Annotated in this window: 14 protein-coding genes; 8 read left to right on the top strand and 6 right to left on the bottom strand. The window is 67.5% G+C overall.

What is annotated here, in order from left to right:
- Nucleotides 1-145: 145 nt before the first annotated feature.
- Genes ACSQ86_RS14790 through ACSQ86_RS14810 form a run of 5 tightly spaced genes read left to right on the top strand, consistent with a single transcriptional unit; the run spans nucleotide 146 to nucleotide 3685 of the window.
- Nucleotides 146-1627 carry a protein adenylyltransferase SelO gene (locus ACSQ86_RS14790; RefSeq protein WP_436309023.1) on the top strand — a complete coding sequence of 494 codons (1482 nt, stop codon included), beginning with the start codon at nucleotides 146-148 and terminating at the stop codon, nucleotides 1625-1627.
- On the top strand, nucleotides 1624-2040 hold the full coding sequence (gene msrB / locus ACSQ86_RS14795) for a peptide-methionine (R)-S-oxide reductase MsrB (RefSeq protein WP_436309024.1): 417 nt from the start codon (nucleotides 1624-1626) through the stop codon (nucleotides 2038-2040). Before ACSQ86_RS14790 ends, msrB begins: the two co-directional genes overlap by 4 nt.
- Nucleotides 2041-2055: 15 nt before the next feature.
- Entirely contained in the window at nucleotides 2056-2595 is a 540-nt protein-coding gene (locus ACSQ86_RS14800) for a septation protein A (RefSeq protein ID WP_093108747.1), read from the top strand.
- Nucleotides 2592-2855: a BolA family protein gene (locus ACSQ86_RS14805; RefSeq protein WP_093108748.1), complete on the top strand. Its 264-nt coding sequence runs from the start codon at nucleotides 2592-2594 to the stop codon at nucleotides 2853-2855. The genes ACSQ86_RS14800 and ACSQ86_RS14805 overlap by 4 nt, the downstream gene beginning before the upstream one ends.
- A 47-nt stretch (nucleotides 2856-2902) precedes the next feature.
- A complete protein-coding gene (locus ACSQ86_RS14810) occupies nucleotides 2903-3685 on the top strand; it encodes a peptidylprolyl isomerase (RefSeq protein WP_093108749.1) in 783 nt (260 codons plus the stop codon).
- Nucleotides 3686-3750: 65 nt separating this feature from the next.
- On the opposite strand, the gene purL is transcribed toward ACSQ86_RS14810, so the two are convergent.
- On the bottom strand, nucleotides 3751-7848 hold the full coding sequence (gene purL / locus ACSQ86_RS14815; RefSeq protein ID WP_436309025.1) for a phosphoribosylformylglycinamidine synthase: 4098 nt from the start codon (nucleotides 7846-7848) through the stop codon (nucleotides 3751-3753).
- Between the two features lie 46 nt (nucleotides 7849-7894).
- Here purL and map point away from each other — a divergent pair, with 46 nt between their 5' ends.
- The 3 genes from map to ACSQ86_RS14830 all read left to right on the top strand — a co-directional run bounded on the left by map (nucleotide 7895) and on the right by ACSQ86_RS14830 (nucleotide 11829).
- Nucleotides 7895-8719 (top strand): type I methionyl aminopeptidase, encoded by an 825-nt coding sequence (map, locus tag ACSQ86_RS14820; protein WP_093108751.1) that lies wholly within the window; start codon nucleotides 7895-7897, stop codon nucleotides 8717-8719.
- Nucleotides 8720-8745: 26 nt separating this feature from the next.
- A complete protein-coding gene (locus ACSQ86_RS14825) occupies nucleotides 8746-11334 on the top strand; it encodes a [protein-PII] uridylyltransferase (RefSeq protein ID WP_436309026.1) in 2589 nt (862 codons plus the stop codon).
- 90 nt (nucleotides 11335-11424) lie between these two features.
- On the top strand, nucleotides 11425-11829 hold the full coding sequence (locus tag ACSQ86_RS14830; protein ID WP_436304156.1) for a DoxX family protein: 405 nt from the start codon (nucleotides 11425-11427) through the stop codon (nucleotides 11827-11829).
- 8 nt (nucleotides 11830-11837) lie between these two features.
- Here the strand turns inward: ACSQ86_RS14830 and def are convergent, their stop codons facing one another.
- The 5 genes from def to smc all read right to left on the bottom strand — a co-directional run bounded on the left by def (nucleotide 11838) and on the right by smc (nucleotide 19771).
- Nucleotides 11838-12377, bottom strand: coding sequence for a peptide deformylase (def, locus tag ACSQ86_RS14835; protein ID WP_436304157.1), 540 nt, complete (start codon nucleotides 12375-12377; stop codon nucleotides 11838-11840).
- A gap of 34 nt (nucleotides 12378-12411) precedes the next feature.
- Nucleotides 12412-12843 carry a hypothetical protein gene (locus tag ACSQ86_RS14840; protein WP_436304158.1) on the bottom strand — a complete coding sequence of 144 codons (432 nt, stop codon included), beginning with the start codon at nucleotides 12841-12843 and terminating at the stop codon, nucleotides 12412-12414.
- A gap of 101 nt (nucleotides 12844-12944) precedes the next feature.
- A complete protein-coding gene (gene ligA / locus ACSQ86_RS14845; protein WP_436304159.1) occupies nucleotides 12945-15023 on the bottom strand; it encodes an NAD-dependent DNA ligase LigA in 2079 nt (692 codons plus the stop codon).
- Between the two features lie 118 nt (nucleotides 15024-15141).
- Nucleotides 15142-16242, bottom strand: a complete 1101-nt coding sequence (locus tag ACSQ86_RS14850; RefSeq protein ID WP_093108756.1) for a cell division protein ZipA C-terminal FtsZ-binding domain-containing protein — start codon at nucleotides 16240-16242, stop codon at nucleotides 15142-15144.
- Between the two features lie 13 nt (nucleotides 16243-16255).
- Nucleotides 16256-19771 (bottom strand): chromosome segregation protein SMC, encoded by a 3516-nt coding sequence (smc, locus tag ACSQ86_RS14855; RefSeq protein WP_436304160.1) that lies wholly within the window; start codon nucleotides 19769-19771, stop codon nucleotides 16256-16258.
- Nucleotides 19772-19806 lie beyond the last annotated feature (35 nt).

The raw sequence follows: 19806 nt of genomic DNA on the forward strand, positions 1-19806 counted from the left end.
GTCTCCAATAGGTGCTTTTCGCTGGTGGCCGCTTCCGGACACGGCGGCACTTTAGTTTCAATCAGGACACTTGTCCAGCAATTTCCGGCACCCACGCGATGGCCCCTGCAGCCAGGGGTTTAGGCGGGTACGGGACAATCCGCACATGAGCATGCTTGCAGACGAGGCGGACATCGTCGACCTGGGCCTCGACTGGACCCCGGGCTTTTCCGCACTGGGCCCTGCCTTCTTCACCGAGCTCCGCCCCACTCCGCTGCCCGAACCCTATTGGGTCGGCCGCAGCACCGCGCTGGCGCGCGAACTCGGACTGGACGAAGCCTGGCTGCGTTCGGCCGAAGGCCTGGCCGCCTTCACCGGCAATGTGCCGGTCGCCGGCACGCGCCCCTACGCCAGCGTCTACAGCGGCCACCAGTTCGGCGTCTGGGCCGGCCAGCTGGGCGACGGCCGCGCCATCATGCTGGGTGAAACCGAGCGCGGCTTCGAGTTGCAGCTCAAGGGTTCGGGGCGCACGCCCTACTCGCGCATGGGCGACGGCCGCGCCGTGCTGCGATCGAGCATCCGCGAATTCCTTTGCAGTGAAGCGATGCATGCGCTAGGAATCCCGAGCACGCGCGCGCTGTGCGTGACGGGTTCGGATGCGCGCGTGCGCCGCGAGGAGCTCGAAACCGCCGCCGTCGTGACGCGCGCGTCGCCGAGCTTCATTCGCTTCGGCCACTTCGAGCATTTCGCGGCCAACCAGCGCGACGAGGAACTGCGCGCGTTGGCCGACTACGTCATCGACCGCTACTACCCCGCCTGCCGCACGACCGATCACTTCAACGGCAACGCCTATGCGGCCCTGCTCGAAGCGGTGAGCGAGCGCACGGCGGCGCTCCTGGCCCAGTGGCAGGCGGTCGGCTTCTGCCATGGCGTGATGAACACCGACAACCTGAGCATCCTCGGGCTCACCATCGATTACGGACCTTTCCAGTTCCTCGACGGCTTCGATCCGCGCCACATCTGCAACCACAGCGACACTGCCGGGCGCTATGCCTTCAACCAGCAGCCCAATGTCGCGTACTGGAACCTGTTCTGCCTGGCCCAGGCGCTGCTGCCGCTGATCGGCGACCAGGAGATCGCGGTCGCCGCCCTGGAGTCGTACAAGACGGTGTTCCCGGACGCGTTCGAGGCGCGCATGCGGGCCAAGCTCGGCCTGATGGACGCCGCGCCGGCCGACCGCGCGCTGATCGAAGGCGTGCTCAAGCTGCTGGCACAGGAGAAAGTCGACTACACCATCTTCTGGCGCCGCCTGTCCGATCACATGGCCGGCGGCAGCCCCGAGGCGGTGCGCGACCTGTTCCTCGATCGCGCCGGTTTCGACACCTGGCTGCTATCCTTTGCAGAGCGCCATGCGCAGACGCCGGCGGCGCAGGCCGCCGACCTGATGCGCAAGAGCAATCCCAAGTTCGTGCTGCGGAACCACCTGGGCCAGCAGGCGATCGAATCGGCGCAGCAAAAAGACTTCTCGGGCGTCGCCACCTTGCTGAAGCTGCTCGAAACCCCATTTGAAGACCATGCCGGCCACGAGGCCTATGCCGGCTTCCCGCCCGACTGGGCTTCCACGATCGAAATCAGCTGCTCATCATGACCACACCCATTCAGAAAACCGAAGCCGAATGGAAAGCCATCCTGGCCGAAAAAGGCGCCGAGCGCGGCGCCTTCGAGGTGACACGCCACGCCGCCACCGAGCGCCCGTTCACCGGAAAGTACGAGGCGCACTGGGCAGACGGCAGTTACCACTGCATCTGCTGCGGCGCCAAGCTATTCGAATCCGCCACCAAGTTCGACGCCGGCTGCGGCTGGCCCAGCTTCTCTCAGGAAGCGGTGCCGGGCGCCATCAAGAACATCGTCGACCGTTCGCACGGCATGGTTCGCACCGAAAATGTGTGCGCCAATTGCGGCGCCCACCTGGGCCACGTGTTTCCCGACGGCCCCACCGAAACCGGCCTGCGCTACTGCATGAACTCGGCCTCGCTGGACTTCCACAAGCGCGACGCGTGACGCAGACGAAACAACATGAAACTGCTTCTCGATTTCTTCCCGATCCTGCTGTTCTTCGGCGCGTTCAAGCTCTACGACATCTACACCGCCACCGGCGTGCTGATGGCGGCCACCGTGCTGCAGACGGGCATCGTCTGGTTCAACGAGCGCCGCCTGGCGCCGATGCAGAAGGCCACGCTGGTGCTGATCCTGCTGTTCGGCTCGCTCACGCTGCTCCTGCACGACGACCGCTTCATCAAGTGGAAGCCGACGGTGCTCTACGGCGCGATGGCCCTGGCGCTGGCCGTCGCGCTGTGGATCTTCAAGAAGAACTTTCTCAAGATGCTGCTCGGCGCGCAGCTGGAACTGCCGACGCAGATCTGGGGCCGGCTCAACATCGCATGGATCGCCTACTGCGTGTTCATGGCCGCGATCAACGGCTATGTGGCCGCGTCTTTCAGCACCGAGGCCTGGGTCAATTTCAAGCTCTGGGGCTATGCCTTCCCGATCGTTTTCCTGGTGGCGCAAGGGCTCTACATCTCGCCCTACCTCAAGTCCGACAAGCCTGCGGCATGAGCCTTCCGACCTCTGCGGACCTCGAGGCCCGCCTGCGTAACACCTTGCAACCCACGCTGCTCGAGGTGATCGACGAAAGCGCCGCGCATGCCGGCCATGCGGGTGCCGGCGCCGAAGGCTACGGCACCCATTTCCGCGTGCGCATCGCCTCGCCCCTCTTCGCCGGAAAAGCCCGCGTGGCGCGCCATCGGCTTGTGTATGATGCGCTGCAAGTTTTCATCGCACAGGGCCTTCACGCCATCGCCATCGAGACGCTTTGAAGCGCTTTGATTCCCGCCCGCCAGGGCGGCAAAAGTACCCTCCCCTTATGAAGAAACAACTCCTGCAGGCCGTCGCAGCCGCTGCCCTTCTGGGCGCCATTCCCGCCGCATTCGCCCAGAACGCGGCCATCGTCAACGGCAAGCCGGTGCCCAAGGCGCGCATGGACGTGCTGGCCCAGCAACTCGCGGCCGCCGGCCGTCCGGTCACGCCGGAAATGCAGGGCCAGCTGCGCGAAGAAGTGGTGGCCCGCGAGATCTTCATGCAGGAAGCGCAGAAGCAGGGCCTGGACGCCACCGACGACTACAAGAACCAGCTCGAACTCGCGCGCCAGGCCATCCTGATCCGCCAGCTGTTCGAAAACTATCGCAAGACCAACGCGGTGTCGGACGCCGACGTGCAGGCCGAGTACGACAAGTTCGTCGCGGCCAACGGCGGCAAGGAATACAAGGCCCGCCACATCCTGGTCGAGAAGGAAGAGCAGGCGCAGAAGATCCTGGCCGACCTCAAGAAGGGCCAGAAGTTCGAGGACATCGCCAAAAAGCAGAGCAAGGACCCGGGATCGGGCGCCAACGGCGGCGACCTCGACTGGGCCGCGCCGGCGAGCTTCGTGCCCGAGTTCTCGGAAGCGATGATCAAGCTCAAGAAGGGCGAGACGACTTCGGCCCCGGTCAAGTCGCAGTTCGGCTATCACATCATCCGTGTCGACGACATCCGCCAGGCCCAGCTGCCGAAGATCGAAGAGGTCAAGCCGCAGATCGTGCAGCAGCTGCAGCAGCAGCGTTTGCAGAAGTACCAGGAAGAACTGCGCGCCAAGGCAAAGGTCGAGTAACACCGGCCTGCGTGCTCCAACGAAAAAGCGGCCCGCGGGCCGCTTTTTTCATGGCGTCGGCGTCCTCAGCCAACCCATTTACGGGCATTGCGCCAGATGCGCATCCAGGGGCTCAGCGCACTCTTGTCACCCGAAGTCCAGCTCATCTGGATGTTGCGGAACACGCGTTCCGGATGCGGCATCAGCGCGGTGAAGCGGCCGTCGGCGGTGGTCACCGAGGTCAGCCCGCCGGCGCTGCCGTTGGGATTGAAGGGGTAGCGCTCGGTCGGCTGGCCGTGGTTGTCGACGAAGCGCATCGCGGCGATGGCGCGGGCGGCATCGCCGCGATGCTTGAAGTTGGCATAGCCCTCGCCATGCGCGACCGCGATCGGCAGCCGGCTGCCGGCCATGCCGGCGAAGAACAGGCTCGGCGATTCGAGCACCTCGACCATCGACAAGCGCGCCTCGAAACGCTCGCTCTGGTTGGTGGTGAAGCGCGGCCAGGCTTCCGCGCCCGGGATGATGTCGGCCAACTCGGCGAACATCTGGCAGCCGTTGCACACGCCGAGGCCGAAAGTATCGCCGCGCCCGAAGAAGTTCTTGAACTGCTCGGCCAGCTTCGGGTTGAAGGTGATGCTGCGCGCCCAGCCGATGCCTGCCCCCAGCGTGTCGCCGTAGCTGAAGCCGCCGCAGGCCACCACGCCCTTGAAGTCGGCCAGGTCTGCCCTGCCCGCCTGCAGGTCGGTCATGTGGACGTCGAAGGACTCGAAGCCGGCCTCGTTGAAGGCGTAGGCCATCTCGACATGCGAGTTGACGCCCTGCTCGCGCAGGATCGCGACCCTGGGACGCGCCAGGTTCAGGAAGGGCGCGGCCACGTTCTCTTCGGCGCCCGGCGCCAGCAGCACATGGGCGCCCGGGTCCTGCGGCTCGCCGGCGGCCGCATGCTCGGCATCGGCGCAGGCCGGGTTGTCGCGCTCGCGGCAGATCTTCCAGCTGACGGCGTCCCACACCTGGTGCAGGTCGTGCAGGCTGGCGCTGAAGACGGCCTTGGCATCGCGCCAGACCTCGAGCTTGCCCTTGCCCGCGTCCATGGTCGAAGCGGCGGGTCGGGTCTTGCCGACGAAGTGGCTGTGGGCGCTGAGGCCGTGCGCACGCAAGGTCTGCATGACCTCGTTGCGCTCGGCGGTGCGCACCTGCAGCAGCATGCCGAGCTCTTCGTTGAAGAGCGCCTTGAGCGTGAGCTCTTCGCGCCGCGCGCTGACCTGGCCGGCCCAGTTCTTGGCATCACCGTACTCGGCACGGCTGTCGCTGATGCCGTCGCCCTCGGTCACAAGCAGGTCGACGTTGAGCGCCACACCCACATGGCCGGCAAAGGCCATCTCGCAGGCCGCGGCGAACAGGCCGCCGTCGCTGCGGTCGTGCATCGCGAGGATCTTGCCCTCGGCGCGCAGCGCGTTCACGGCCGCCACCAGCTTGACCAGGTCTTGCGGATCGTCGAGATCGGGCACCGTGTCGCCGCTCTGCGCCAGCGTCTGCGCCAGGATGCTGCCGGCCATGCGCTGCTTGCCGCGGCCGAGGTCGATCAAGACCAGCGTGGTGTCGGGCTCGGTGGCGTCGAGCTGCGGCGTGAGCGTGCCGCGCATGTCGGCCAGCGTGGCGAAGGCGCTCACGATCAGGCTCACCGGCGAAGTCACCTTTTTCGGCACACCGTCGTCCTGCCACTGGGTGCGCATCGACAGCGAATCCTTGCCGACCGGGATCGAGACGCCGAGCGCCGGGCACAGTTCGAGGCCCACCGCCTTGACGGTTTCGTACAGCGCCACATCCTCCCCGGGCTCGCCGCAGGCCGCCATCCAGTTGGCGGAAAGCTTGACGCGCGACAGCTCGATCGGCGCGGCCAGCAGGTTCGTAATGGCCTCCCCGACCGCCATGCGGCCCGAGGCCGGCGCGTCGATGGCCGCGAGCGGCGTGCGCTCGCCCATGCTCATGGCCTCGCCGGCGAAGCCCTGGTAATCGGCCAGGGTCACGGCGCAGTCGGCCACCGGCACCTGCCAGGGGCCGACCATCTGGTCGCGGTGGCTCAGGCCGCCGACGGTGCGGTCGCCGATGGTGACGAGGAAGCGCTTCGAAGCCACCGTGGGGTGCGACAACACATCGATGGCGGCCTTCTGCAGCTCGACACCGTTGAGGTCGAGCGGTTTGAAGCGGCGCGCGACCGACTTGACGTCGCGCAGCATCTTGGGCGGCTTGCCCAGAAGCACGTCCATGGGCATGTCGACGGGTTGCGCCTCGACGGATTCGTCGGCGACCAGCAGCTGCCTTTCTTCCGTCGCCACACCCACCACCGCGAAGGGGCAGCGCTCCCGTTCGCAGAACGCGCGGAACTGCGCGAGCGATTCCGGTGCGATTGCCAGCACATAGCGCTCCTGGCTCTCGTTACACCAGATTTCCTTGGGCGCCATGCCCGACTCCTCGAGCGGCACCGCATGCAGGTCGAAGCGCGCGCCGCGGCCCGCATCGTTGGTGAGCTCGGGGAAGGCATTGCTCAGGCCGCCCGCGCCCACATCATGGATCGCGAGGATCGGGTTCGCGGCGCCCTGCTGCCAGCAATGGTTGATGACTTCCTGCGCGCGGCGTTCGATCTCCGGGTTGCCGCGCTGCACCGAGTCGAAGTCCAGCTCGGCCGCGTTGGCGCCGGTAGCCATCGAACTCGCCGCGCTGCCGCCCATGCCGATGCGCATGCCGGGGCCGCCGAGCTGGATCAGCAGCGAGCCCGCGGGGAACGGGATCTTCTTCGTCTGCGTCGCGTCGATGCTGCCGAGGCCGCCCGCGATCATGATCGGCTTGTGGTAGCCGCGCTGCACGGTGTCAGCGTCGCTCTCGATCGCCTGCTCGTACTCGCGGAAGTAGCCCAGGAGGTTGGGTCGGCCGAACTCGTTGTTGAAGGCGGCGCCGCCCAGCGGGCCCTCGGTCATGATCTGCAGCGGGCTTGCGATGTGCGCCGGCTTGCCGTAGCTGCCCTCTTCGGGCCAGAGCTTCGACACCGTGAAGCCGGTCAGCCCGGCCTTGGGCTTGGAGCCGCGGCCTGTCGCGCCCTCGTCGCGGATCTCGCCGCCGGCGCCGGTCGAGGCGCCCGGAAAGGGCGAGATCGCGGTCGGATGGTTGTGCGTCTCGACCTTCATCAACACGTGGCTCTGGGCGCTTTGCTTCTGATAGCTGCCCGAGGCCGAGCCGGCGACGAAGCGCTCGACCTGCGTGCCTTCCATGATCGACGCGTTGTCGGCGTAAGCCACCACCGTGTGCTGCGGGTTCTGGCGCTCGGTGTGGCGAATCATCGAGAACAGGCTCTGCGGCTGCGCCACGCCGTCGACGATGAAGTCGGCATTGAAGATCTTGTGGCGACAGTGCTCGCTGTTGGCCTGCGCGAACATCATGAGTTCGACGTCGCTCGGATTGCGGCCGAGCCGGGTGAAGGCCTCGACCAGGTAATCGATCTCGTCCTCGGCCAGCGCGAGGCCGAACTGCGTGTTGGCCGCGACGAGCGCGGCGCGGCCGCCCGCCTGCACGTCGACGTGCGCCATCGGCTGGGCTGGCAGCTCGGCGAACAGGCTGGCGGCCTGGTCGAGCTCGGCCAGCACCGATTCGGTCATTCGGTCGTGCAGAAGTGCGGCAACCGCGGCGAGCTTGTCGCCTTCCAGCGTGGGTGCCTTGCCCAGCAGCGGCGCCTTCAGCGCCAGGTGGTACTGGGTCACGCGCTCGACCCGACGCAGCGCCAGGCCGCAGTTGTGGGCGATGTCGGTCGCCTTGGAGGCCCAGGGCGACACGGTGCCCAGGCGCGGCGTGACGACGACGCTCGGCCCGGCCTTGGGAGGCGCCACGAAGGGCTCGCCATAGCCCAGCAGCGCGGCGAAGCGGTCGCGCTCGGCGTGTTCGAGTGCCGCATCCGTCACGACCAGGTGCACGAAACGGGCGGAAATGCCTTCGATTCGCGGCTCGACGGACGAAAGGCGGGGCAGCAGCTGCCGCGCCCTGAATTCGCTGAGTGCGCTGCCGCCCTCGAAGAAGGTCACCACCGGGGCGACGGGATGGGAAGGCGGGTTCACGGGCAACGTCACGGTCGGATCGGCCGGGCGGCCGCGTTTGAGAATCAAGAGAAGGAGGCGGCGGCCGCTGACTGGGGCCATCCGCGCCACCCCTGAATTTTAGCGGGGTGAATGGGATAATTCCGGGATGAGCATTACCTACAAAGACGCCGAGGGCGTGGCCGGCATGCGCGTGGCGTGCCGCCTCGCCTCCGAGGTGCTGGACTACCTGACCCCGCACGTCAAACCCGGCGTGACCACCAACGAGATCGACAAGCTCGCGCACGACTACATCACGCAGGTCCAGGGCGGGATTCCGGCCCCGCTGAACTACATGGGCGCGAGCAGCGTGCCCTACCCCAAGTCCATCTGCACCTCGGTCAACCACGTGGTGTGCCATGGCATCCCGAACGACAAGCCGCTGAAGAAGGGCGACATCGTCAACTGCGACATCACTGTCATCAAGGACGGCTGGCACGGCGACACCAGCCGCATGTTCGTGGTCGGCGACGCCTCGATCGCAGCCAAGCGGCTGTGCGCCTTCACCTACGACGCGATGTGGCACGGCATCGTCAAGGTGAAGCCTGGCGTGCACCTGGGCGACATCGGCTGGGCGATCCAGCGCTTCGCCGAAAGCAACGGTTTCTCGGTGGTGCGCGAGTTCTGCGGCCACGGCATCGGCCGTGGCTTCCATGAAGAGCCGCAGGTGCTGCACTACGGCAAGCCCGGCACGCTGGACGAGCTCAAGCCCGGCATGACCTTCACCATCGAACCGATGATCAACGCCGGCAAGCGCGACATCAAGGAAGACGCCCGCGGCGGCCAGTACGACGGCTGGACCATCGTCACGCGCGACCACTCGCTGTCGGCACAGTGGGAGCACACCGTGCTGGTCACCGAGACCGGTTACGAGGTGCTCACGCTCTCGGCCGGCAGCCCGCCGCCTCCTGCTTTCGTCAACGCCGCGGCTTGACGCCGGCCCGGCCTCTGAGGGCTGCCATGGTGGACATTCCATCGTTGCGCGACGCCTACCGCACGTACAAGCTGGCGCTGTTCGACCAGCTGCGCTGCGCGCGCGCGCCCACGCGCAGCGTCCACACCGTGCTGCGTCAGTTGGCCGCCCTGGCCGACGAGGCGCTCAATGCGCTGTGGGCCGATGCCGGCTTCGGCAGCCAGTTCGCGCTGGTCGCGGTCGGCGGCTTCGGCCGGGGCGAGCTGTTCCCCTATTCCGACGTCGACGTGCTGCTGCTGCTGCCGCAGGACCACGCGATGGCCATCGAGCCGGCGCGGATCGAGGCCTTCATCGGCCAGTGCTGGGACACCGGGCTCGAGATCGGCTCCAGCGTGCGCACGGTCGACGAGTGCCTGGCCGAGGCCGCGAAGGATGTCACGGTCCAGACCTCGCTGCTCGAATCCCGCCTCATCGCCGGCGACAAGAAGCTGTATGCGGGCTTCCGGAAGCGCTTCGTCGCCGCCATCGACCCGCAGGCCTTCTTCGCCGCCAAGTCGCAGGAGATGCGGCATCGGCACCAGAAGTTCGACAACACGCCCTACGCGCTCGAGCCCAATTGCAAGGAATCGCCCGGCGGCCTGCGGGATCTGCAGACCATCCTCTGGATGACCAAGGCCGCCGGCTTCGGCAAGCGCTGGGACGACTTGGCGAAGAACGGCCTGGCCACGGCCTTCGAGGTGCAGCAGATCAAGCGCAACGAGGCGCTCCTGAGCCTGATCCGCGCGCGCCTGCACGTGACCGCCAACCGGCGCGAGGACCGGCTGGTGTTCGACCTGCAGACCGCCGTCGCCGCCACCTTCGGCTACGTCGGCGAGTCGCAGCGCAAGTCCAGCGAGGCGCTGATGCGCCGCTACTACTGGGCGGCCAAGGCGGTCACGCAGCTCAACCAGATCCTCCTGCTCAACATCGCCGAGCGGCTGCAGCCGCAGGCCGAAGAGGCGACGCGGATCAACGAGCGCTTCTTCGAGCGGGCCGGGCTGATCGAGGTGGCGAGCGACGACCTGTACCTCAAGGACCCGCACGCGATCCTCGAGACCTTCCTGCTCTACCAGAAGACCATCGGCGTCAACGGCCTTTCGGCCCGCACGCTGCGCGCGCTCTACAACGCGCGCCACGTGATGGACAGCAAGTTCCGCAACGACCGCGTGAACCACGTGACCTTCATGCGCATGCTGCTGGAGCCGCGCGGCATCACGCACGCGTTCAGGCTCATGAACCAGACCTCGGTGCTGGGGCGCTACCTGCGCGTGTTCCGCAGCATCGTCGGGCAGATGCAGCACGACCTGTTCCACGTCTACACGGTCGACCAGCACATCCTGATGGTGCTGCGCAACGTGCGGCGCTTCTTCATCGTCGAGCATGCGCACGAATACCCGTTCTGCTCGCAGCTTGCGGCCGGCTGGGACAAGCCCTGGATCCTGTATGTCGCGGCCCTGTTCCACGACATCGCCAAGGGCCGCGGCGGCGACCATTCGGAGCTGGGCGCGCGCGACGTGCGCCGCTTCTGCCGCCAGCACGAGATCGCGCGCGAGGACACCAAGCTGATCGAATTCCTGGTGGCCGAGCACCTGGTGATGAGCCAGGTCGCGCAGAAGCAGGACCTGAGCGATCCGAAGGTGATCGGCGACTTCGCCAAGCGCGTCGGCAACGAACGCTACCTGACCGCCCTCTACCTGCTCACCATCGCCGACATCCGCGGCACCTCGCCGCGCGTGTGGAACGCCTGGAAAGGCAAGCTGCTCGAGGACCTCTACCGCTCGACGCTGCGCGCGCTGGGCGGCCGCATGCCCGACCCCGGCGCCGAGGTCGAGGCGCGCAAGCGCGAGGCGCTGGTGCAGCTCGCGCTGCATGCGCAGCCTTTCGAGGCGCACAAGGCGCTGTGGGAGACGCTCGACGTCGGCTACTTCATGCGGCACGACGCATCCGAGATCGCCTGGCACACCATGCAGTTGTCGCGCCATGTGCCGCACAAGGACGTGCCGGTCGACCCGCAAACGCCGGCCGTCGTTCGCGCGCGGCTCTCGCCGGTGGGCGAGGGATTGCAGGTGGTGGTCTACACCCCCGACCAGCCGGACCTGTTCGCGCGCATCTGCGGCTACTTCGACCAGTCTTCCTTCAGCATCCTCGACGCCAAGGTGCACACCGCCACCAACGGCTACGGGCTCGACACCTTCCAGGTTGTCACCACCTTCATCCCCGAGCACTATCGCGACCTGATCAACATGGTGGAGACCGGCCTGGCCAAGACGCTCGACGAGGCCGGCCCCTTGCCCCCGCCGAGCAAGGGCCGCGTATCGCGCCGGGTGCGCAGCTTCCCGATCAAGCCGCGCATCAGCCTGCTGCCCGACGACAAGGCGCAGCGCTGGCTGCTCAGCATCTCGGCCAGCGATCGCGCGGGCCTCTTGTATTCGGTGGCGCGCGTGCTGGCACGCCATCACCTGAACTTGCAGCTGGCCAAGGTCACGACCTTGGGCGAGCGCGTGGAAGACACCTTCCTGATCAGCGGCTCGGAACTGCAGGGACAGCGGGCGCAACTCGCGATCGAAACCGAGTTGCTCGAAGCGCTCGCAGCCTGAGCGGGCCGCGCAAACCCGCCGCCGAGCGGCGCCGGGACGAATTTATCCACCACAATCGCCCTGTTTTTTTAACAACAGAAAGGCTTCGACATGATCCGTTCCGACGACACCGGCAAACTCGTTCTGCGCCTGGCACTTGGCATCCTGATCCTGCTCCACGGCATCGCCAAGATCAACGGCGGAGTAGGCTTCCTGTCCAACACGCTGGCCTCGCACGGTTTGCCGGGCGCACTGGCGTATCTGATCTACATCGGCGAGATCGTTGCGCCGGTGCTGCTGATCATCGGCCTGTACACGCGTCCCGCGGCATGGATCGTTGTCATCAACATGCTGGTGGCGATCTGGCTGGTGCACATGAAGGAGCTCAGCTTGCTCAACAAGCAAGGCGGCTGGGCGCTCGAACTGCAGGGCATGTACCTGTTCGGCGCGCTGGCAGTCGCCTTCCTGGGCGCCGGCCGTTTCAGCATCGGCGGCACAGGCGGCAAGTACAACTAACCCGGACGTCAATCGTCCTCGGCCGCATCGAGGCCTGGAAACAGGACCTCGGTGTAGCCGAAGCGCGAGAAATCGCGCACCCGCATCGGATAGAGCTTGCCCAGCAGGTGATCCACCTCGTGCTGCACCACGCGGGCGTGGAAGCCGCTCACCGTGCGATCGACGGGATCGCCGTAGGGGTCGAAGCCGGTGTAGCGGATGGTGGCGAAACGCGGTACCACGCCGCGCAGGCCCGGCACCGACAGGCAGCCTTCCCAGCCCTCCTCTTCCTCGTCGCCGACCGGCGTGATGACGGGGTTGACGAGCACCGTGCGCGGCACGATCGGCGCGTCCGGGTAGCGCGGATTGATGGTGTCGGTGCCGAAGATCACCAACTGCTGATCGACGCCGATCTGCGGCGCCGCGAGGCCGGCGCCGTTGACGGCGTGCATGGTCTCGAACATGTCGCGCACCAGCAGGTGCAGTTCGTCGGTGTCGAATGCGGCAACCGGCTGCGCGATGCGCAGCAGCCTCGGGTCACCCATCTTGAGAATCTCGCGTACCGTCATGAGGCAATTATCGCCACCGCGGCCGCGAATGAGCTCAGGGCGGCGTCTGGTTGCGGGAATCCGGCGAGGTCAGCATCTGATTGATCTCGCGCGGCGAGCGGCCGGGCGGAACCGGGACGATGTTGCCGGCCACGCCGCCGCCGGGCCGCGCACCCGCATCAGGCCGCGCACCTGCGCCAGGCCGCGGGCCGACCCCTGGACGGGGAACCGGGACCGGGACCGGATGCGCATAGCCGTGGCGCGGTCCGTAGTCGTAGTAGCCGGGACGGCCATAGTAGTAGGGATAGCGAGGCCGCGAATAGTAGCTGCCGTCGATGTACACGTTCGGCTGAACGACGGCCGGGCCCGGATCCACGTAGTAGGGTTCGGAATACCCGTAGGAGCCCGCCGGGTAGGCGACGCAGCCGCCGAGCAGGGCCACCCCGCCGAGGGCGAGGCAAGTTCCGAGTAGACGAATTCTGTTCATGATGGACTCCTGGTCGGCACCCTTGTTCAACGTTCGGTTGTAGGCCTTGTTGACTGCGCTTGTATGAAGTCGCGTAACGCCCGGTAAAGCACCCGGCCCGGTCACAGGCCATTCTCCAGAATTTCGAGCATTCGCGCCTCGTCGATCACGGCCACGCCCAGCTCGAGCGCCTTGTCGAGCTTGCTGCCGGCCTCCGCGCCGGCGACGAGGTAATCGGTCTTCTTGCTGACGGACCCGGCCACCTTGGCGCCGGCCGTCTCCAGTTTGTCCTTCGCTTCGTCGCGGCTGAGCGTAGGAAGCGTGCCAGTGATCACGAAGGTCTTGCCCGCGAGAGGCTTGGGCGCGCGCGCGGCCGGCTCGCCCTCTTCCCAGCTCAGGCCGCAGGCGCGCAGCTGTTCGACCACTTCGCGGTTGTGCGCCTGGTCGAAGAAGGTGCGCAGGCTTTTCGCGACCACGGGCCCCACGTCGTTGACTTCCAGCAGCTGTTCCTCGGTCGCGTCCATGATCGCATCCAGCTTGCCGAAGTGCTTGGCCAGGTCCTTGGCCGTGCTTTCGCCGATGTGCCGGATGCCGAGGCCGAACAGGAAGCGCGGCAGCGTGGTCTTCTTCGACGCCTCCAGCGCATCGACGAGGTTCTTCGCCGACTTGTCGGCCATGCGATCCAGGCCGGCCAGCGTGGTGAAGCCGAGCTTGTAGAGATCGGGCAGCGTGCGGATCAGGTTGGCGTCCACCAGCTGCTCGACCAGCTTGTCGCCCAGGCCCTCGATGTCGAGCGCGCGCCGCGCCGCGAAATGCAGGATCGCCTCCTTGCGCTGCGCAGCGCAGAAGAGGCCGCCGGTGCAGCGGTAGTCGACCTCGCCCTCCTCGCGCAGCGCGTCGGAGCCGCAGACCGGGCACTTGCGAGGCATGGTGAACACGGGCCCGCGCTGTTCCGCCGGCCGGGCCGCGCTCTCGGGCAGCACGCCGACCACCTCGGGAATCACATCGCCGGCGCGCCGCACGATGACGGTGTCGCCCACCCGCACGTCCTTGCGCCGCGCCTCGTCCTCGTTGTGCAAGGTCGCATTCGTCACGGTGACACCGCCCACGAACACAGGCGCCAGCTTGGCCACCGGCGTGAGCTTGCCGGTGCGGCCGACCTGCACCTCGATGCCGAGCACCTCGGTCAATTGCTCCTGCGCCGGGTACTTGTGCGCGACGGCCCAGCGCGGCTCGCGCGAGACGAAGCCGAGCCGCCGCTGCAGCTCGAGGCTGTCGACCTTGTAGACCACGCCGTCGATGTCGTAGGGCAGCGCGTCACGCTGGCGGGCGATGGTCTCGTGGAAGGCGATCAGCTCGATGGCGCCGCGGGCGCGCTGCGTCTGCGCGCCGATGGGAAAACCCCAGGCGTGGAACTGCTGCAGCCAGTCGAACTGCGTCGCGCAGTCGGGCCCGCCCTGCTCGGGCGAAGAGACCTCGCCGAGACCATAGGCAAAAAAGCTCAGCGGCCGGCTTGCCGCGATCGCCGGATCCAGCTGGCGCACGGCGCCGGCCGCGGCATTGCGCGGGTTCACGAACACCTTCTCGTTCTTCTGGCCGGCGGCGATCTTCTCGCGCTGGCGCTCGTTGAGCGCCTCGAAATCATCGCGCCGCATGTAGACCTCGCCGCGCACCTCCACCACCGGCGGGGCATCGCCGTGCAGGCGCAGCGGAATCTGCTGCACCGTGCGGATGCTCTGCGTGACGTCCTCGCCGATCTCGCCGTCACCGCGCGTCGCCGCCTGCACCAGCACGCCTTGCTCGTAGCGCAGGTTGACGGCCAGCCCGTCGAACTTGAGTTCGCAGACGTACTCGACCTGCGGCCCGTCCTCGGCCAGGCCGAGCTCCTTGCGCACGCGCGCATCGAAGGCGCTGGCGCCGCCCGGCGTGATGTCGGTCTCGGTGCGGATCGACAGCATCGGCACCTTGTGGCGGACCTTGGCGAAGCCCTCGAGCACCTTGCCGCCGACGCGCTGCGTCGGCGAATCGGGCGTGCGCAGCTCGGGATGCTCGGCTTCCAGTGCCTGCAGGCGCTGGAACAGCTTGTCGTACTCGGCGTCCGGCAACTCGGGCACGTCGAGCACGTAGTAGAGGTGGGCGTGGCGGCGCAGCTGCTCGCCCAGTGCAGCGGCTTCGCGAGCCGCGTCTTCGCGCGTGGTCACAGCTCACCCCCAGGCTTGCCCACTTCGTGTGGCCGCCCACCCCCTCGCCGGGGGCAATACCAGCGGCCCGGCAAAGCCGGTTCCGCGGTATTCCTGGCGGAAGAAAGAATAGTCAACTTCACGAGAATAAACGGCGCGCCAGGGGCGAGCCGGCCGAGAGATCGCGTGAATCGAGCGTGTCGTAGAGCTGCTGGAGATCGGCGCCGATCACGTCCATGGTGTCTTCGCGCAAGGGCTGGCCGTCGCTGTCGGTCACGATGCCGTCCATCTCGCGCGCCAGCGTGGCGGCGGTTTCGCGCATGCGTTCGAAGGGCCGCTCGGCGCGGTCGACTTGCGGCACGTCGAGGCTCAGCGTGAGTTCGCGGATGGCCGACTGCGCCGGATCGTCGGCCAGCGCGGCCTGGGTGTCGAAGGACAGGCCGAGGATCGGCGGCAACCCCACTTCGCCCGCGGGCAGCACCATCCGGCCCGGAATGATGCCCGCCACGAAGCCCAGCCGCGCCGCGTTCTGCTGCACATAGCCCGGGCTCCAGGCCGCGTGCAGCGCGCGCAGCACGAAGCTCAGCTGCGCGTCGTGCGAACTCGCGAACTGGTCGAGCTCGCGGGCGCGCGCCACCTCGTCCAGCATCTCCGGAAACTCGGGCGCGCCGTTCACCGCATCGGCGAAGGCCTGCGCCTTGACGACGAATTCGGAGTACTCGATCTCGTTGAGCGCACCGGTGCGGTTGGCCAGCTGCACGCCGGCCTGAAAAGCGCCGTAGCGCTGGCCGGGTGCCGCGGGCTCCCATTCGCCGGTGTGCTCGTTGAGGCCTTCGATCGCGACCGGCTTGCTGCCGGCGCGCCGCGTGGCCGGCATGCCGGCGATCGCCGCGTCGCCAGAGGCCAGGCCGTCGAGGGAGATCGGCGCGATCACGTCGATCAGCGGATCGAGGCCGCCGCGGCGTTCGGCCGTCGGCACCGGCAACGCACTGGGCGCCGGCAGGTCGGGGTCGAACAGCGGCTCGTGGCGTTCGCTGCCCAGCTTCTGGTGCGGATCGATGTGCAGGACGGGCTCTTCGTCGCGCGTGACCGGCGCAGGCGCGGTCTCGGGCGGCGCGCTGTCCTGCGGCGCATCGGGCTGCCGCGGCGCATTGCGGCGCGACATCCATGTGTTGTAGCCGACCACGGCCGCCAGTACGAGGCCGCCGAGGATCGCAAGGGCGACGGTGAGGCTGCTCATCGACGCTGTACGTCTAGGCTGCTTCGACCATCGACACGGCGGATTCCATGTCGACCGCCACGATGCGCGAAACACCCTGCTCCTGCATGGTCACGCCGATCAGTTGTTCGGCCATCTCCATCGCGATCTTGTTGTGGCTGATGAAGAGGAACTGGGTTTCGCGGCTCATGGCGGTCACGAGTTTGGCATAGCGTTCGGTGTTGGCGTCGTCCAGCGGCGCGTCCACTTCGTCCAAAAGGCAGAAGGGGGCCGGGTTGAGCTGGAAGATCGCGAACACCAGTGCGATGGCGGTGAGCGCCTTCTCGCCGCCCGAGAGCAGGTGGATGGTCTGGTTCTTCTTGCCGGGCGGCTGCGCCATCACCTGCACGCCGGAATCGAGGATCTCGTCGCCGGTCATCATGAGCTTGGCATTGCCGCCGCCGAAGAGCTCCGGGAACATGCGACTGAAGTGCTCGTTGACGATCTTGAAGGTGCCGCCGAGCAGTTCGCGCGTTTCGGCGTCGATCTTGCGGATCGCGTCCTCCAGCGTGCCGATCGCCTCGTTCAGGTCGGCCGACTGCGCGTCGAGAAAAGTCTTGCGTTCGCTGGCCACCGCGAGTTCGTCGAGCGCGGCGAGGTTGACTGCGCCGAGCGAAGCCACCTCGCGGTTGAGGCGATCGATTTCGCCTTGCAGGCCGGTGAGCCGCACCTTGTCGGTTTCGATCGACAGCGCGATCGCTTCGAGGTCGGCCTCAGCATCGGTCAGCAGCTGCTGGTACTGCTCGAAGCCGAGCCGCGCGGCCTGCTCCTTCAGCTGGAACTCGGTGATGCGCTGGCGCAGCGGGTCGAGCTCGCGTTCGAGCTGCAGGCGGCGCTCGTCGCTCGCGCGCAGTTTGAGGGTGAGGTCGTCGTACTGGCTGCGCGCGGCGCCGAGCGCGGTTTCGCGTTCGAGCTTGAGCGCCAGCGCGTCCTGCAGGCCCGCCTGCGCGGCCGCGTCGGACAAGCGACCCAATTCGGCGCGCGCGCGCTCGTCTTCCTGCGCCAGCGAGACGGTCTGCTGCGTCGCGGTTTCGATCGCGCGATTGAGTTCGGCGCGGCGCGCTTCGAGAGTGCGCTGGGCGAAGGTCGCTTCCTGCGCCTGGCGCTCCAGGCTGCGGTGCTGCTCGCGGCTCGCGGTGAGCGCGCGACCGGCCTCGATCACGCGCTCGTCGAGCTGCGCGTGGCGCTCCTGGCTGTCGGCCAGCTGCATGTCGAGCTCTTCGAAGCGCGCCTCCGCGTTCACGCGCTTTTCCTGCAGGTCTTCGAGCTGGGCCTCGACTTCGCCGAGATCGTTGGAAAGCTGCTCGCTGCGTGCGCGCGTCTGCTCGGCCAGCTGCGAGAGCCGCAGCGTTTCGACCTGGAGCTCGTGCGCGCGCGACTGCGTTTCGGCCGCTTCGCGGCGCGCCGTGACGAGCCGCGAAGCCGCATCGCCGTAAGCCGCTTCGGCACGCGCCAGCGCGGTGCGCGCCTCTTCGGCGATCAGGGTCTGGGCGCGCAGCTGGCGATCGAGGTTCTCCATCTCCTGCTGGCGGGCCAGCAGGCCGGCCTGCTCGGAGTCCTGGGCATAGAAGCTCACGCTGTGCGCGGTGACCGCGTGGCCGCTCCTGACGTAGATCGCCTCACCGGGCTGCAGCTTGTCGCGCTGCGCCAAGGCCTCTTCGAGCGTTTGCGCCGTCAGGCAGCCATGCAGCCAGTCGGTCAGCAAGGCCTGCTGGCCCGCATCGCTCAGGCGCAGCAGATCCGACAGACGCGGCAGCGCGCTCTGGCCCTGCGGCGCACCGGCGGCCGGCGGGCTGTAGAAGGCCAACTTGGCCGGCGGCGCATCGCTGCCGAAGGCGCGGACCATGTCGAGCCGGCTGACTTCGAGCGCGCCGAGACGCTCACGCAGCGCCGCTTCGAGCGCGTTCTCCCAGCCTTGCTCGATGTGGATGCGGCTCCACAGGCCTTGCAAGCCTTCGAGGCCGTGCTTCGCGAGCCAGGGTGCGAGCTTGCCGTCGGTCTTGACCTTTTCCTGCAGCGCCTTGAGCGCTTCGAGGCGCGCGGAGAGTTCGGCATGGCGCGCGCCTTCGGTATTGACGGCCTGCTGGCGGGTGCGGCGGTCGTCGTCGAGCTGCGGAACGGATTCCTGCAGCTCGTGCAGGCGCGCGTCGGCTTCGCTGGACGCCTCCTGCGCGGCCGCCAGTTGCTCCTGCAGGTCGTGCAGCCGCGCTTCGTCGGGCGCCGCGAGCGCGTTCTGGTCGCTGCGCAGGCGTTCGGCGCGCTGCGTGAGCTGGCGGCTTTGTTCTTCGATGTTGCGCTGGTCGGCGGCCAGCACCTGAATCTGCTGCTGCACCTGCGCGACGCTGGCGCGCTGGGCGTTGGCTTCACCCTGTGCGCGCTGCTGCGCCTCTTCGAGGCCGGGCATGCGTGCGTCGTGTTCCTCGAGCTGCGCCGCCAGCAGTTCGGCCTGTTCCTCGGCGTTCACGCCCTGCCCGGCCAGGGTTTCGATTTCTGCCTCGGCATCTTCGCGGCGCGTGTTCCACTGCGCGATCTGCTCGCTCAACTGGACCAGCCGCTGCTCCACCCGCTGGCGGCCCTCGACCACGAAGCGGATCTCGCCTTCGAGCCGGCCGACCTCCGCGCTGGCTTCGTACAGCTTGCCCTGCGCCTGGTTGACCTGGTCGCCGGCCGCGTAGTGCGCCTGGCGCACGGTTTCCAGCTCGGCCTCGATGTGGCGCAGATCGGCCAAGCGCGATTCGAGGTCGTTGATCGCCTTTTCCGCGTCGGCCTTGACCTTGGCCTGATCGGCTTCGCTCTCGCTGCGCTTCAGGAACCACAGTTGATGCTGCTTGCGCGTGGCGTCGCCTTGCAGCGTGTTGTAGCGTGCGGCGACTTCGGCCTGCTTCTCGAGCTTCTCGAGGTTGCTGTTGAGTTCGCGCAGGATGTCTTCGACCCGCGTGAGGTTCTCGCGCGTATCGCCGAGCCGGTTCTCGGTCTCGCGGCGGCGCTCCTTGTACTTGGAGACGCCGGCGGCCTCTTCGAGAAAGAGCCGCAGCTCTTCGGGCTTGGATTCGATGATGCGGCTGATCGTGCCCTGGCCGATGATCGCGTAGGCGCGCGGGCCGAGGCCGGTGCCGAGGAACACGTCCTGCACGTCGCGCCGGCGCACCGCCTGGTTGTTGATGTAGTAGCTCGAATTGCCGTCGCGCGTCAGCACCCGCTTGACCGCGATCTCGGTGAACTGCGCCCACTGGCCGCCGGCGCGATGGTCGGCGTTGTCGAACACCAGTTCCACGCTCGAACGGCTGGCCTGCTTGCGCGTGGTGGTGCCGTTGAAGATCACGTCCTGCATCGACTCGCCGCGCAGTTCGGAGGCGCGCGATTCGCCGAGCACCCAGCGCACCGCATCCATGATGTTCGACTTGCCGCAGCCGTTGGGGCCGACGACGCCCACCAGTTGGCCGGGCAGCAGGAAGTTGGTGGGTTCGGCGAAGGACTTGAAGCCGGAGAGCTTGATGGAATTGAGACGCACGACTGGTCGGCCTTAAGCCTGGTTATTTGCCAAGG

It is taken from the genome of Variovorax sp. LjRoot130 (genome assembly GCF_964253755.1).
Classification (GTDB): domain Bacteria; phylum Pseudomonadota; class Gammaproteobacteria; order Burkholderiales; family Burkholderiaceae_C; genus Variovorax.

Coding starts and splice junctions, on each gene's coding strand:
- ACSQ86_RS14790 (WP_436309023.1), top strand. CDS start 146: ATGAGCATGCTTGCAGACGAGGCGGACATCGTCGACCTGGGCCTCGAC.
- msrB (WP_436309024.1), top strand. CDS start 1,624: ATGACCACACCCATTCAGAAAACCGAAGCCGAATGGAAAGCCATCCTG.
- ACSQ86_RS14800 (WP_093108747.1), top strand. CDS start 2,056: ATGAAACTGCTTCTCGATTTCTTCCCGATCCTGCTGTTCTTCGGCGCG.
- ACSQ86_RS14805 (WP_093108748.1), top strand. CDS start 2,592: ATGAGCCTTCCGACCTCTGCGGACCTCGAGGCCCGCCTGCGTAACACC.
- ACSQ86_RS14810 (WP_093108749.1), top strand. CDS start 2,903: ATGAAGAAACAACTCCTGCAGGCCGTCGCAGCCGCTGCCCTTCTGGGC.
- purL (WP_436309025.1), bottom strand. CDS start 7,848: ATGGCCCCAGTCAGCGGCCGCCGCCTCCTTCTCTTGATTCTCAAACGC.
- map (WP_093108751.1), top strand. CDS start 7,895: ATGAGCATTACCTACAAAGACGCCGAGGGCGTGGCCGGCATGCGCGTG.
- ACSQ86_RS14825 (WP_436309026.1), top strand. CDS start 8,746: ATGGTGGACATTCCATCGTTGCGCGACGCCTACCGCACGTACAAGCTG.
- ACSQ86_RS14830 (WP_436304156.1), top strand. CDS start 11,425: ATGATCCGTTCCGACGACACCGGCAAACTCGTTCTGCGCCTGGCACTT.
- def (WP_436304157.1), bottom strand. CDS start 12,377: ATGACGGTACGCGAGATTCTCAAGATGGGTGACCCGAGGCTGCTGCGC.
- ACSQ86_RS14840 (WP_436304158.1), bottom strand. CDS start 12,843: ATGAACAGAATTCGTCTACTCGGAACTTGCCTCGCCCTCGGCGGGGTG.
- ACSQ86_RS14850 (WP_093108756.1), bottom strand. CDS start 16,242: ATGAGCAGCCTCACCGTCGCCCTTGCGATCCTCGGCGGCCTCGTACTG.